This is a genomic window from Janthinobacterium sp. 64 (assembly GCF_002813325.1).
Lineage (GTDB): Bacteria > Pseudomonadota > Gammaproteobacteria > Burkholderiales > Burkholderiaceae_D > Janthinobacterium.
In genome coordinates this window covers 4941064-4956012 of record NZ_PHUG01000001.1, presented here as the reverse complement: position 1 = coordinate 4956012, position 14949 = coordinate 4941064, and the positions used below count along the sequence as shown (strand labels likewise).

Below are 14949 nucleotides of genomic sequence, written 5' to 3'. Positions count from 1 at the left end.
ACGGTTCAACAAAAAAAAAATGGGCATCTGCCCATCTTCCTGTATTTCCCCAACCAGACAAGCACTCCCCGCCAAACAACCCTGCGGAGAACTTTTATTAGGCTGCAGATTATAACCTCTTATTAACTTCGCCGCAATGCCGCACACAAGGAGAGGCCCGGCTTACAACAGTTACAAGAGCGCGCGCCCGCGGCTGATTCTCGGGCGCGCAAGAAGAAATCCTCTGATTTAACCTTTGCTGCGGCGGCGCGGCATGCCATCCATGCCGCCACGGTCCATGCCGCCACGCGGCTGACCAGCGGAACGCGCCTGACCACCGGCGCCACCGCCCGCATTGCGGCGCGGACCCGTGTTGGCAAAGCCGAAGGTCGTTTGCAGCGGATCGGGCTGGCGCGGACCGCGCTGCGGCGCGCGGCCTTCAGCACCGGCAGGACGCCCCTGGCCCTGGCCTGGCGCACGCGGCGCACGACCCTGGCCCTGGCCTTGCGCACCGTCGAACGATGCCGACGAGCGCGGCTGCCCACCCTGGAACGGACCTTGCGGCTGGCCACGGCCAGGACCACGCGCTTCGCCTGGACGGCCGGCGCCGCCTGGGCGACCCTGGCCTTGCGGACGGGCAAACTGGCCTTGCGGCTGACCACGGCGCGGCGCGACGGGGAAAGGATCGGCGTTGCGGTTGCTGACATCGATGCGGTTGCCATTCGGCTCATCATCGCGGTCCTTGCGTTCGACCTTGCGCGCTTCGCGGCCCTTGGCGGCGCCAGCGGCACGGGGGTCGCCCGATGCCGGCATTTTCTTTTCGATGCCGTAGGCGGCCAGCAGGTCGCGCACGGTATTTTCTTCCATCTCTTCCCAACGGCCGCGCTTCAGGCCGCTCGGCAGGGTCATGGCGCCGTAGCGGGTACGGATCAGGCGCGAAACGGTCAGGCCGATCGCTTCGAACATGCGGCGTACTTCGCGGTTACGGCCTTCGCCGATCACCACGCGGTACCACTTGTTGATGCCTTCGCCGCCGCCATCGGCGATCTTCGAAAACTGCGCCAGGCCGTCTTCCAGCTCGACGCCGGCCAGCAGCTTCTGGCGCATGCCCTCTTCCAGCTCGCCCAAGGTACGCACGGCGTACTCGCGGTCGATGCCGTAGCGCGGGTGCATCAGGCGGTTAGCCAGGTCACCGGAGGTGGTAAACAGCAGCAAGCCTTCCGTGTTGAAGTCGAGGCGGCCAACGGCCAGCCATTTGCCGGCTTTCATGGTCGGCAGGCGGTCAAACACGGAGGGACGGCCGTCCGGGTCGTTGTGGCTGACGATTTCGCCGGCCGGCTTGTGGTACACCAGCACTCTTGGCGGCTTCTTGCTGACGCGGCGCTGGATCAACTTGCCGTTGATGCGCACGTGGTCGCTCGGCAGGATGCGCTGGCCGATGTGGGCCGGCTCGCCATTGACGGACACGCGGCCCGAAATGATCAGGTCTTCCATGTCGCGGCGCGAACCGAGACCGGCTTCGGCCAGCACCTTGTGCAGTTTCGGCGCATCGTCGTCGGACGTCAGGTCGCGGCGCACGGCCACTTTTTGCACGCGGCCCGTGCCGCCTTCTTCGCTGTCGAACGCGTCGGAGGTGACGAACGAGAAGACAGCATCAGCGTCGCTGAGTTTGCCTGGCGCAGCCTGGCGGCCCTTGCCCTTTTTACGGCTCTTGCCGGCATTCTTGCCGGCGCCCGGCACGTCGTTGCGCGGACCGCGCGGCAGGCGCGGACCGGAAACGAGGTTGCCTTCGGCATCGAACACGTCGGCGACAGGTGCAGCGGCTTGCTCGACGACAGGCACTGCCGCAACGGCGTCGGCCGCCTGTGGCGCTTCGGCGCGCGGCGGCTGGCGCAGTGCGCGTTCCGCCTGCACGCCACGCATCTGGCGCGGACCACGGGTCGGGCGTGCTTCGGCCGGCTTGTCGGCGACGACTTCCGGCGCGGCTTCCGCCTCAGCGGCAGCGGCCTTGGCGGCGGCGCGGGCGCGCGGCGGACGCGGCGCCGGGGTGCTGGCAACTTCGGCGACGGCTTCGGCAGCGGCTTCGGCGGCGTCGGCGACGGCTTTCAGGGCTGGCTTGGCGCGGGTTTTCTTGGCGACTGGGGCAGCTTCAGTTTCAGCAGCGGCGACGGCGGGTGCAGCAACTGCGTCGGCGGCCACGTCGGCTTTGGTGCGGCGCTTCGGCTTGGCAGCGGCGGTATCGCCGGCGGCGGCAGCGGCCGTATCAGCTTCGATCTGGGCCTTGGTGCGGCGCTTGGGCTTGGCAACGATGGCTTCGTCGCTGGCGGTTACTGTCTCGGGTGTGTTCGGATTATTCATTCTTCGTTTCTTGGCTGTGCTGACCTGGCGCAGCGTCAACCGTTAGTTCTGGCGCAGGGTCGTGAGTGTAGGCTTCGTCCGTGGGCGAAGCATCGGGGCCGGCATCAAGGCTTGCTGTCACATCTACATCTGTCACAGCCGTATTGCTACCTGCACCAAGCTTGGGGACAAGCTCATTGCTTGCCTTGTCAAAATTTTCTTGCAGGGCCGCTTCCAGGGCTTCGAGCCCATTGCCCTGCATTTCACTGATTTGCTGCAAAGGCGGCAGCTGGGACAGCGAATGCAAACCCAGGTCATCCAAAAACTGCTTGGTGGTGGCCAGCAAGGCCGGCCGTCCCACCACGTCGCGGTAACCGATGGCGTCAACCCAGCCACGGTCTTCCAGCATCTTGATCGTCTGCGAATTGACGGCAACGCCGCGGATTTCCTCGATATCGCCGCGCGTCACCGGCTGGCGGTAGGCGATGATGGCCAGGGTTTCCAGGGTCGCCCGCGAATACTTGGGCGGCCGCTCGGGCGTCATGCGGTCAAGATACATCTTCATTTCCGGCCGGCTTTGAAAGCGCCAGCCCGACGCCAGACTGACGATCTCGATGCCGCGCCCTTCCCACTCTTGCCGCAACTCTTCCAGCAATTGCTTGATCGTGTCGGCGCCGACGCCGACGCCGCGCACGCGACCATTCTCGTCCGCATCGACGAACAGCTTTTTCAGGCTGTGGATCGTCAGCGATTCACGAGCGCACAGCAACGCGGTTTCGAGGACTTTTTTAGCCTCAATTGTATTCATAGCAATTCTGTGCGGATGTGTATTGCAATTCGTAGGCAGAGAAAGAAATCAAAAACGTTCATTTCAACGTAACAGAGGGCAGACATCGATGATGACGCCGTGCTGGGTTACAAGTTGAGGCTGTTTTTCCGACGCCTTGGCCGATGCGCGCAAAGCGGGATTAAAGCGGATGCAGTGAAAGTCCTGCCATCCATGGTGCTGGCCTTAATTAACCTTCACTAAGTAACCAGCAATGAAACGATCTCCGGAGCAGCTGCTTTCCTGTGGCGGCGAACCAGCCAGACGGGAAAGCGACAGTCGTCGTTTCATCCAACGATGCCAATTGTACCTGATAAAAAGCGGAAAAGCGCAAAACCGGGCAAAACACGCGTTTTACCCGGCCCTGGCGCGACACATCGCCCGCTGCCTGCATCACAGCGAGGCGAGTTTCTCCGAGAGAATGGCCGATGCACCCAGGAAAGCCGGGTACTGCGCCGTGATGACGAAGGTCGGCACTTGCGAGACATAATTGGCAAAACGGCCCTTGCGTTCGAAACGGGCGCGGAAACCGGAGCGGTCGAAGCGCGCCCCCAGGCGTGGCACGATGCCGCCGCCGATATAAATGCCGCCCAGCGCGCCCAGGGTGACGGCGACGTTGCCCGCCACGGTGCCCAGCATGCAGCAGAACGCTTCGATGACGTCGTCGCACAGCTGCGATTCGCCAGCGAGCGCCCGGCGCGTGATTTCCGCCGCCGGCAAGGCTTCCGCCGGCACGCCCGCGCGGTCGGCCAGGGCGCGGTAGATCAGTTCCAGGCCATCGCCGGAAATCAGGCGCTCGGCCGAGACGTGCTCGTATTCGCGCCAGGCAAATTGCAGGATGCTCACTTCCGTTTCATTGAACGGTGCGAAGCTGACGTGGCCGCCTTCGCTTTGCAGGGCTATCCAGCCGCCGTGCGAGGGAATCAAGCCCGACACGCCCAGGCCCGTGCCGGCGCCGATCAGGCCAATGGCCGTGTTCGGACGGGCCGTGCCCGCGCCCACCTGGTGCTTTTGCTCGTTCGACAGCTGCGGCAGGGAGCGCGCGAGGGCCGTGAAATCGTTGACCACGTCCAGGGTCGTGAAACCGCACTCTTCGCGCATGGCGCGAATCGAGAACGACCAGTGGTGGTTCGTCATGCTGAGGAAATCGCCGTCGACGGGGTTGGCGATGGCGATCACGGCATGGCGCACGGCTTGCCCGCCGGCGGCAGCGATGTGCGGCAGGGCCAGGTAGGCTTGCAGGGCGGCGGACAGGCTCGGGTAATCGGCACAGGGCAGCACTTCGACCAGGGTGATGTGGCCAGCGGCCACTTCCAGGGCGAAACGGGCATTCGTGCCGCCCACGTCGGCCAGCAGGCGCGGTCCATCGGCGAAGGCGGAAGTCGGCAATACGGGTGAAGACGAAGCGCTCATGATTTTAAATGATGAAGTGGGACGCATGGGACGCCAAGCTTAAAGGATGAATGCGCCCGGAGGCAAGCAAAGTTTGTAGTTTAAGTACATCAAAACCAGCCTTTATTGGTAGTTCCACTCCAAATGCAACAGGCAGCACCAAAATTGCTTGGAAACAATGATTTAGAGTAAGTGCTTGCACTCGGCAAGCGCGTTAAAAGCATGCTGCACAGCAGCAGAAATCACCGTGAAAACACAGTATGCCGGAGTTTGCGCAAAGCCGCTTTGTACGCGGCGGCGCTGATGCGGCGCTGGCGTCCGGGCGGCAACGCACGGCTGGTTTCGTATTATTACTACCGGTTTTTACTGATCAGGAGGGCAAGCCTTCGCCCAGCAGGCTGGCGGGCGCCGGCTGGTCCGAGCGGTAAGCGGCATTCCAGGCGTCCAGGCCGCCGTGCAGGGGCTTGGCCCGGTGAAAGCCGTGCTGGTGCAGCAGCTTGGCCACTTGCGCGGCCGTCACGTCGTTGGGACAACTGCAATACACGATGATGTGGCGGTCCTTGTCCATGGCGATCATGGCGGGCACAGGTTCCTTGCCATTGAAGAACAAGGCGCCCGGCACGGCCGGTTCCAGCGCTTGCGCCGTGGCGCTGCGCGCGTCGACCATCAGCGGCTCTTCGCCCTGCTCTATGAGTTCGAGCAATTCATCGATGCCGATGCGCTCGATCTGCAAGGCCTGGCGGAAACGCCGGCGTTCGAGGAATTTGTACAGCAGGAACAAGCCAAGCAAGGTGGCCAGCATCAGCAAGGCCGTGCTGCCCATGGTGCTGAGCAAATCGAGCACCTGCTGCACGCTGGCATGGAAAATCACGCCGACGACGATGCCCGTGCCGCTCCACAGCAAGGCGCCCAGGCCCGCGTACAAAAAGAACAGGCCCGGCGGCGTACCCAGCGCGCCCGACATCGGCGCGGCCACGGTATTGAATCCCGGCACGAACTTGGAAACGATCAAGGCTTTCGGGCCCCAGCGCTTGAATTTGTCTTCCGTCTGGCTGACGCAGTAATCGGGCGACAGCGAGATACGGCACAGCAGGCGCAGAATACGCTTGCCGAAATGGCGGCCCGCGCGGAACCACGTGAAGTCGCTGATCAGGCAGGCGCCCAGCGCGGCGGCCAGCACCAGCCCCCCATTCATGTCGCCATCGACGGCCAGCGCCCCCGCCACCACGAGAATGGGAAAGGCGGGAATCGGCAAGCCGAGCTGCTCCACCAGCACGATGCCAAAGACAATCAGGACACCGTAATGTTCGAGCAGGTAAATGAGGTTGGGCATGGCCGCTATCTTACCGTAAAAAGCCCCTTACACCTGGACGCCTTTCGGGATGGCACTCAATAAGGTGCGCGTGTACGGATGCACGGGATTACGGTACAGCTCGTCCGAATCGGCCAGCTCCACCACCTGCCCCTTGTGCATCACCATCACCTGGTCGGCGATGTATTTGACGACGGACAAATCGTGCGAGATGAAGATGTAACTGAGGCCGAATTCATCCTGCAAGTCCTGCAGCAGATTGAGCACCTGCGCCTGTACCGACACGTCCAGCGCCGACACGGATTCGTCGCACACCAGAATTTCCGGCTGCATGGTCAGGCAGCGGGCAATGGCGATGCGCTGGCGTTGTCCGCCCGAGAACTCGTGCGGATAGCGGTGGAAAGCCTGTTCCGGCAAGCCGACTTTGTCGAGCAGCCAGTAAGCCTTGGCGATGCGCTCCTGGTCGTTCGCGCCGATCTTGTGGATGCGCATCGGTTCGAGCAAAATCTGCCCCACCGTAAAGCGCGGGTTCAGGGAGGCATACGGATTCTGGAAGATGATCTGGATGCGGCGTTTATACGGCAAATACTCGCTGTTCGGCATGGCAATGAGATCCTTGCCGTGGAACATGGCCGTGCCGCTCGTTGCCTGGTGCAGGCGCAGCAGGGTCAGGCCCACCGTCGTCTTGCCGGAACCGGACTCGCCCACCACGCCCAAGGTCTTGCCACGCGGCAAAGTGAACGACACATCCTTGACGGCCTGGAATTCGCGCTTGCCAAACAGGCCGACACGCGTATAAAAACTTTTACTGAGATTATTCACCACCAGCACGGGCTCGTCGCCCGGCGTGTAGCCGCGCGTGCGCTGTTTTACCTCGACACCGGGGCCGGCCTTGCCCTCCATATAATCGGCAATCACGGGCAGGCGCCACGGGCGCTCATCGAGCGAGGGGCGGCAATGCAGCAGGGCTTTGGTGTAAGCGTCGGCCGGCGCTTCGAACACTTGCCGCACCTCGCCCGTCTCGCGCACTTCGCCATGGCGCATGACGATCACCTGGTCGGCGATCTCCCCCACCAGGCCCAGATCGTGGGTAATGAAGAGCACGGACATCTGGTGCTTCTTTTGCAGCGCCGCGATCAGGTCCATGATCTGCTTCTGGATCGTCACGTCGAGCGCCGTCGTCGGTTCGTCGGCGATCAAGAGTTTCGGTTCGCAGGCGATCGCCATGGCGATCATCACACGCTGCTGCTGGCCGCCCGACATCTGGCTCGGGTAGGCGTCGATCTTGGTGGCGGGATCGGGGATGCCCACTTCTTCCAGCAACTCCAAGGTGCGGGCGCGCGCCTGCTTGCGGTTCATGCCCATGTGCTGGCGCAACACTTCGGCGATCTGGAAACCAACCGTGAAGACGGGATTCAGCGACGACATCGGCTCCTGGAAGATCATCGAGATATCCTTGCCGCACATGGTGCGCCGCTCGGCGATCGACAATTTGAGCAAGTCGCGCCCGCCGAAGTGGATGCTCGAGGCGGGAGCTATGATGGTGTTATCCGGTGGCAACAAGCCCATGACGGCCAGCGAACTGACGGACTTGCCGCTGCCCGATTCGCCCACCAGGGCCACGGTGCTGTTGCGCGGCACGTTGAACGAGATGCCCTTGACGGCTTCGAACGTGGTCTTCTTGTCCAGGCGGAAGGTGACGCGCAGGTCGCGCACTTCCAACAGGTTATTCTGGTCCATGAGCAACTCCTATTTCACTTTGGGGTCGAGCGCATCGCGCAAGGCATCGGTAAACAGCGAGAACGCCGTCACCAGCACGGCCATCGCCGTGGCGGCGGCGGTCAGCTGCCACCATTTGCCCAGGATCAGTTCATTTTGTGCCTCGTTGAGCATGCTGCCCCACGACACGGTACCCACCGGCACGCCAAAGCCGAGGAAGCTCAAAATCACTTCCGCCTTGATGAAGCCCACCACCAGAATCGACATTTGCACCAGCGCCACGTGGCTCACGTTGGGGAAGATGTGCGAAAACATCTTGCGCCAGTGCGAAGCGCCAATCGCGTCAGCCGCCATCACGTATTCGCGCGCCTTGTGCTTGATGTATTCGGCGCGTATCAGCCGGTACGGCCCCGTCCAGCCCGTCAGCCCCAGGATCAGCACGATGGTCAGCACGCCTTTCTGTTGCAGCACGGCCGCCACCGTCAAAATCATCAGGATCGATGGAATCGAGGTAAAAATGCTGTAGAACCAGTTGAAGAAATCATCGACGATGCCGCCGAAGTAGCCGGACACGGCGCCAAAAATCGTGCCCAGCACCACGGCCAGCAAGGCTGCCACCAGGCCCACGACGATCGACGTTTCGCCGCCCTTGATGGTTTTCTGCACGATGTCGTGGCCCCACTTGTCGGCGCCGAACGGCAGGGTTGCCGCCTTGTGCGTGACGAGTTTCTTGGCCTTGCCCATGCCGGCGCGCAAGGCCGTCAAGTCGTCGGCCAGCGGGTCGGTGACGCCGTACATTTCCACGCCTGCCGATGGATTACTGCCCATCTGGGCGCGCAGTTCGGCGATGTCGTCGGCCAGCGGGTCGAGCACGTTGACGGGTGTCGGCGTGCTGCGCTCGTCGGTATGGGGAATGGCGCCATCACTGGCAGCGGCCACGTCCTTGTCGGCGCCCACGAACGTGGGCGGCGCATAGCTGACAGCCACTTCGTCTTCCCAGTTCGAGGCCACCAGGCCGCTGGCCGACGCCAGCACCAGCAGGAAAAAAGCGCCGACCACGGCCAGCGATACCATTGCAATCTTGTCGCCGCGCAAACGGCGCCACGCCAGGGCCCACAGGCCGGGCGATGTATGAGGTTTCGACATCGTCTCTTTCTACTTCAGTTGTACGCGAGGATCGACCGCCTGGTACAGCAGGTCGGTGAGCAGGTTGAAGAGCATGGTGGCGGCGGCAACATACACGGTGATCGCCTTGATCACCGGAAAGTCGCTGCGCTCGACCGCCAGAATCACTTCACGCCCGATGCCGGGGATGCCGAAAAAGCGTTCCAGCAGGAAAGCGCCGATCAGCAGGGCCGGCAAGTTCGACATCACATAGGTAATGATGGGGATGCCGGCGTTGCGCAGCACGTGCACCCACATGATGCGGCCTTCCTTGAGACCCTTGGCGCGCGCCGTGCGCACGTAATCCTGGTTCGCCTCGTCCAGCACAAAGGTGCGGAACAGGCGCAGGGTCGGCGCAATCGACACGGCCAGGCCGATCAGAATCGGCAGGGTCGAATAGCGCAGCAGGTTTTCCCAGAAACTGTCGCCCCAGCCCTGCACGGGGAACAGGCCCAGCTTGTAGGCGAAGCCGTACTGGAAGACGATGATGTAGACGAGGATGGAAATCGACATGCCCACGGTGCAGGCGATCATCACCACGCGGTCCGTCAGCGAACCGCGCACGAAGGCGATGGCCAGCGCCAGCGCCACGCCGAAAAACGTTTCCAGCACGGTCAGCGGAATCAAGACCATCATCGACGGGCCCAGGCGCGAGGTGATGATGTGCGAGACGGATTCGCCCGTGGCCCAGCTCTGGCCGAAGTCGAACGTGACGATCTGCTTGATGAAGATCCACAGCTGCACGTAATACGGCTGGTCGACGCCGAGCTGGCGGCGGATGTTGGCAATGCTTTCGGCACTCGACATTTTGCCGGCCAAAATGTAGGCCGGGTCGCCGCCGACCCAGTTGAACAGGATAAACACCAGCAGGACGACGCCCAGCATGGTGGGCAGCATCTGCCACAGGCGGCGCAGGATATAAGCGAACATAATGATTCCTTGTTGTTATAAGCGCTGCTTATTTGTTGGCCGGTGCCGCTGGGGCTGGCGCGCCAGTGCTGTCGATGTCCATGAAGGCCCATTCCTGGAACAGGATCGGGTGCTTCTTGTAGCCTTGCACCGACTTTTGCGCCAGCATGTTGCGGTAGCGCGCATAGCCGATCAGGGCGCCCGCATTGACTTCCAGGCGGCGCGCCATCTTGTGGAACAGCTCGTCGCGCTCGGGGCTGGCCGGCATGGCCTGGCTGGCCGCGTACCATTTATCGTACTCGGGATCCTGGTAGCAGCCATTGTTATTCTGGTGCGTGTTGGGGCCGTAGAACAGCTGCATGAAGTTGTCGCCATCCGGATAGTCGGCCAGCCACGGCGCCGTGCGCGTCTGCATCTTGCACTGCTTTTCCGTCTTTAAAATGTCGGAAAAGATCATGCGGTCGTTTTCCATGCGGATGCCCAGCGAGTTGTACGTCTTGCGCCACATTTCCGCCTGCAGCACGCCGTTCGCCTCATTGCGCGAAGCGTAGCGGATCAGCAGCGGCTTGCCGTCCGGCAAAGTACGCCAGCCATCGGCGCCCTTCTTGTAGCCGAATTTATCGAGCAATTTGTTTGCCAGCACGGGATCGTATTGCAGCAGCGATTTGTAGTGGGGATCGTAGCCGACCACGCCCGGCGGTATCGGATAGTCGAGACGCTTGGCCTGGCCATTCCAGATGATGCGGATTTCTTCGTCGATATTGTGTGCCATGGCGATGGCGCGTCGCAGGGCGATCTTTTCCTTGCTGAAGCCACCGAGGGTCGGATCTTCCATATTCCAGTAGTAATAGCTGATTTCCGGGTCCAGCAAACGCGACAGTTGCACGCCCTTCTCCGCCAGTTCGGGACGCAGCTTGCCATTGAGCAATGCTTTCGGCGCCAGCGGGCCATCGAGCCAGAACACGTCCGTGCCGCCGCTCTGGAACGACAGCCAGCGCGACTGGTCTTCGATCATCACGGAAATTTCAATACGGTCGATGGCGGGAATGCGTTTACCCTGCATCTGGCGCACGATGCGCTGGTCGTCCGGATCGTCGCCAGCCAGGAAATTCCACGTCTCGGGCAAGTGCTGCGGATTGCGGTTCAGGACGATGCGGTTGCCGCGCGTCCATTCACCGAGGGTGTAATAGCCGGTGCCGACGGGATTCGAACCCACTTCGCCCTTCACGTCGCCATATTTTTCCACCACTTCGCGCGCCACGGCGGCCGTCGGCACATAGGCGAGAATCATGGGGAAATTGAAATCGGTCTTGGTCAGCGTGATGCGCAAGGTGTACGGGTCGAGAATTTCCAGGCCCGCCACCTTCTTGCTGAAATCGAGCTTGTTCGCCTTGGCGGCATCCTTGGCCAGGTCGTCCAGGCCCACCACCTTGCCTTCGAACAGCCAGCTGTGCGGCGATGCCAGGCGCGGGTCGAACAAGCGTTTCCACGAATACACGTAATCGGCCATCGTCAGTTCGCGGCGCTTGCCGCCGAACGCGGCGTCGGGCGTGAACAGGATGCCTTTTTTCAGGCGGATGGTGTAGGTCTTGCCGTCGGCGGACACTTCCGGCATGGCGGCGGCCGCACCGGGCACCACCTTGACGGGGCGCGCCAGGTAGTCATACGTGTACAGGGTGTCGAAGACGGCCTGCGTAATGTGGTTCGAATACAGGTCGCGCGCGGTAGCCGGATCAAAACCCGTCTCGGCGGCCGGCAGGATATAGCGCAAGGTTTTGACCGGCGCGGCCGCGGGGGCAGCGTCAACGGCCACGGCCGCCAGCGGCAGGGTGGCCAGGCAGGCGAGCAGCGCCACGCGCCGCATCCATGGTGACTTCATGTAATACCCTTCATCTCGATTATCCGTCGCACCGTATTGGTGCGCTTGTACTGGCTTCCCCCTGGGATACAGGAGTCCACCGCCAAAACCAGTCCATCCTCGCAAGATCTATGCCTTGCTCATCGCCAGCCCAGACCGCATGCCGGCGAGCTGGAAAAAGGCGTAACGATAACGCATATTTTGTCCGCCGGGCGAAAAGCCGCAGTGCTGGCGTGGCACGCAGCCACGGCCGCCCGATCACGGGGGAAATCTTCCGCAGCGCAACAAAAGCCGCCCGCCACCATGAAAAAATACCTGGTAGTAACTCTTACGGCCCCGAATGACGGCTGTTTTTATGGCAGTACGGAAAATATGCGGCGCAATGCAACATTGAAATAATTGCAAATATTGAAACTGATCAACATTATAAAAAACACTGTTGTTTCCATGCTGAAAAAGCATGTGTGCGCGTTGACAGGGTTTCCCGGCAAATGGTCTTATCAATCACGGCAATGCACGATATGCCGTTTGACCCACAGCGATTGCCGACGCAGCAATCTTTATCACCCTGGCAAAGCTGTGCCGCACACAGGCCAGCCGAGCACACTTTCGGAGTTCTGAGAATGATGATGGAAACAGTGATATCCCGCTCCGTACGCCTGATCTTTTCAGGTAGCGTGGCAGCGCTCAGCCTTGGCATCATGGCTGCGCCGGCAATGGCGCAAGACGCCAATGTCCAACGGGTGGAAATTACAGGCTCGAGCATCAAACGGGCCACGGCCGAGACCGCATCGCCGGTACAGCTCATCACCCGCGATGACTTGATGAAATCGGGCAAGGCCACCGTCGCCGAATACCTGCAAACCCTGACCGCCGATGGCGCCGGCTCCCTGCCGACGGGCTTCGGCAACGGTTTTGCCGCCGGTTCCACGGCCATCTCGCTGCGCGGCCTGGGCGCCACCTCGACCCTGGTCTTGCTCAATGGCCGCCGGATGGCGCCGTTCGCGCGCGCCGACGACGGTCAGAAGAGCTTTACCGACCTGTCCACCGTGCCGATGCAAATCGTCGAGCGCATCGAAATCCTCAAGGACGGCGCCTCGTCGACGTATGGCGCGGACGCCATCGCCGGCGTCGTCAACATCATCCTGCGCAAGGACTTCGAAGGCCTGACCCTGAAGGCCGACACGGGCATCTCCGGCGACAGCGACGCCAAGCAGCACCGCGCCTCGCTGACCTTCGGCAAGGGCAACCTCGACACGGATAAATTCAATGTCGTCGTCAATGCCGAATACAGCAAATCGGACATGCTGATGAACAGCGACCGCGCCGGGCGCAAATGGATAGGCAAGGGCGACCTGCGCCCGTATGGCTATGCGATCAACACCCAGTTCGCCGGCGGCTACATCAACAGCAACAACGATGCGAATCCCTCGCCGACAGGGCTGATCCGCGACCCCGTCACCAACAACTATGTCTCCCTGCCCGGCTGCGCCACCTTGTCCGCGTCTTCACCGCAAGATCCGAAAGGCGGCTGCGTGTGGCACCACGACCAGTTCCGCGCGATGCAGCCGAAGATCGAATCGGTCAACCTGTACACGCGCGGCACCTGGCAAGTCAATGCCGACACCCAGGTGTACGCGGAAGCGGGCTACTCGAAACGCGACACGGCCTTTACCATGATCCCGCCATCGGTCACACCCACGGTTGCCTTCCCGCCGAACGCCGGCAACCAGGCCGGCGTCATCAACTACGCCAGCGGCGCCGACACCAGCATCGTGCTGGCGGCCAAGCACCCGCAAAATCCGTACGGCGTGCCGGTGCGCGTGCGCTACCAGGCTTTCGACGTCGGCCCCAGCACGCGCAAGGCCAACAACGAGTTCAACCGCATCGTGCTCGGCGTCAAGGGTAATGCCATGGGCTGGGACTACGATGCCGGCTACACGCATTCGGAATCAAAGCTGCACCTCGATTACAGCAACATGCTGAACATGGCCGTCGTCAGGGATGCCCTGGGCGATTCCAGCCCACAGAGCAAACATTTCCCCTACTACATCGGTGCGCAGGCGGGCAAGAATCCCGCCTCGCTGTACGCGGCCATGGTCACCAACGCCACCTCCGATTCGACGACCAAGCTCGACATCATCGACGTCAAGGCCTCGCGCGAGCTGATGCAGTTGCCGGGCGGCGCTCTGGGCCTGGCCGTGGGCGCGGAACACCGTCGCGACAAGCTCGACAATCCGTCGCTGACGGGCACGGAAGACGGCTCCATCAACGCCAGTTACGTGGCGGCCAAGGGTGACAGCAAGGTCTCGGCCGTATTCCTGGAAGTGCTGGCGCCCGTCTTCAAGACGGTGGAACTGTCGGGTGCCTTGCGTTACGACAAATACGACCGTTTCTCGTCGACCACGCCGAAACTGGGCGCCAAGTGGACGCCGCTGAAAACCTTCGCCGTGCGCGGCACGTATTCGGAAGGCTTCCGCGCGCCGGGCCCGGCCGAAAGCAATGCCGATTCGCAATCGACGGGCACCGCGACCGTAAGCGATCCCGTGCGCTGCCCGGGCGGCAACCGCCTGCCGGGCGCCAATGCCAGCGACTGCGAACTGCAGGTGGCGGCCGTCAAGGTTGGCGACCCCAGCCTCAAGCCGGAAAAATCCAAGGGCTACACCCTGGGTATCGTGTGGGATCCGTTCAACGATACCAGCCTGTCGCTCGATGGCTGGAAGATCAAGCGCGAAAACGAGATCAATCCGCTGCCGTACAATGAAGCGGCCGCCCTGCCGACCGCCATCCGTTCCGACAGCAACCTGACCATCAATGGCGTGGTGGTGCCGAACACGGGCGTCTTGCTGATCACCAAGGCGCCGTACCGCAACTCCAGCTTCACGGAGATCAAGGGTATCGACCTGGACGTCAAGCAGCGCGTGCGCCTGGGCGACTACGGCCGCGCCACGTTCGGCCTGACCTGGACCCACATCGCCTCGTGGGTGCGGGCCGAGTCGTCCACCGTGCGCTACCAGTTTGCCGGCACGCATGGCAATTGCGATACCTCCAACTGCGCCGGCACGCCGAAGGACAAGATCAATCTCACCGGCTCGTGGGACCTGGGCAACTGGAACGTCAGCGGCGTGCTGAACTATCGTTCGGACATGAAAAATATCAAGTTCGAGGGCATTCCTTGCTCCTCCAAACTGGCCGACGGCACACCGGCGCCGAACGGTTGCAAGCTCGCCTCGTTCACCACGCTCGACCTGTCGAGCCGCTGGAATGTCAGCAAGCAGCTGCAACTGTTTGCCTCAATCAACAACGTGACCGACAAGATCGCGCCGCTCGATCCGCTGACCTATGGCGGTATGAGCTACAACCCGATGGATGCCAGCGGCGCCATCGGCCGCTACTTCAAACTGGGCGCCAGCTACAAGTTCTTCTAAGCTGACGCAGGCATTTTGACGCGAG

9 protein-coding genes are annotated in these 14949 nt (G+C 62.1%); 1 reads left to right on the top strand and 8 read right to left on the bottom strand.

The window, feature by feature from the left end:
* Positions 1–228: 228 nt before the first annotated feature.
* The 8 genes from rluB to CLU91_RS21755 all read right to left on the bottom strand — a co-directional run bounded on the left by rluB (position 229) and on the right by CLU91_RS21755 (position 11517).
* Positions 229–2337, bottom strand: coding sequence for a 23S rRNA pseudouridine(2605) synthase RluB (gene rluB, locus CLU91_RS21790; protein ID WP_100875791.1), 2109 nt, complete (start codon positions 2335–2337; stop codon positions 229–231).
* Positions 2330–3124, bottom strand: a complete 795-nt coding sequence (gene scpB / locus CLU91_RS21785; protein ID WP_100875790.1) for an SMC-Scp complex subunit ScpB — start codon at positions 3122–3124, stop codon at positions 2330–2332. The genes rluB and scpB overlap by 8 nt, the downstream gene beginning before the upstream one ends.
* Positions 3125–3535: 411 nt before the next feature.
* A complete protein-coding gene (locus tag CLU91_RS21780) occupies positions 3536–4555 on the bottom strand; it encodes a glucokinase (RefSeq protein WP_100875789.1) in 1020 nt (339 codons plus the stop codon).
* Positions 4556–4904: 349 nt separating this feature from the next.
* Positions 4905–5867 (bottom strand): VTT domain-containing protein, encoded by a 963-nt coding sequence (locus tag CLU91_RS21775; RefSeq protein ID WP_100875788.1) that lies wholly within the window; start codon positions 5865–5867, stop codon positions 4905–4907.
* Positions 5868–5894: 27 nt separating this feature from the next.
* Positions 5895–7586, bottom strand: a complete 1692-nt coding sequence (locus tag CLU91_RS21770; protein WP_100875787.1) for an ABC transporter ATP-binding protein — start codon at positions 7584–7586, stop codon at positions 5895–5897.
* 9 nt (positions 7587–7595) lie between these two features.
* Positions 7596–8711 carry an ABC transporter permease gene (locus CLU91_RS21765; protein ID WP_100875786.1) on the bottom strand — a complete coding sequence of 372 codons (1116 nt, stop codon included), beginning with the start codon at positions 8709–8711 and terminating at the stop codon, positions 7596–7598.
* A 9-nt stretch (positions 8712–8720) separates the two neighbouring features.
* On the bottom strand, positions 8721–9659 hold the full coding sequence (locus CLU91_RS21760) for an ABC transporter permease (RefSeq protein ID WP_100875785.1): 939 nt from the start codon (positions 9657–9659) through the stop codon (positions 8721–8723).
* A gap of 28 nt (positions 9660–9687) precedes the next feature.
* On the bottom strand, positions 9688–11517 hold the full coding sequence (locus CLU91_RS21755; protein ID WP_232730834.1) for an ABC transporter substrate-binding protein: 1830 nt from the start codon (positions 11515–11517) through the stop codon (positions 9688–9690).
* A 680-nt stretch (positions 11518–12197) separates the two neighbouring features.
* Between CLU91_RS21755 and CLU91_RS21750 the strand changes: the two genes are divergently transcribed.
* Positions 12198–14924: a TonB-dependent receptor gene (locus CLU91_RS21750; RefSeq protein ID WP_232730833.1), complete on the top strand. Its 2727-nt coding sequence runs from the start codon at positions 12198–12200 to the stop codon at positions 14922–14924.
* Positions 14925–14949 lie beyond the last annotated feature (25 nt).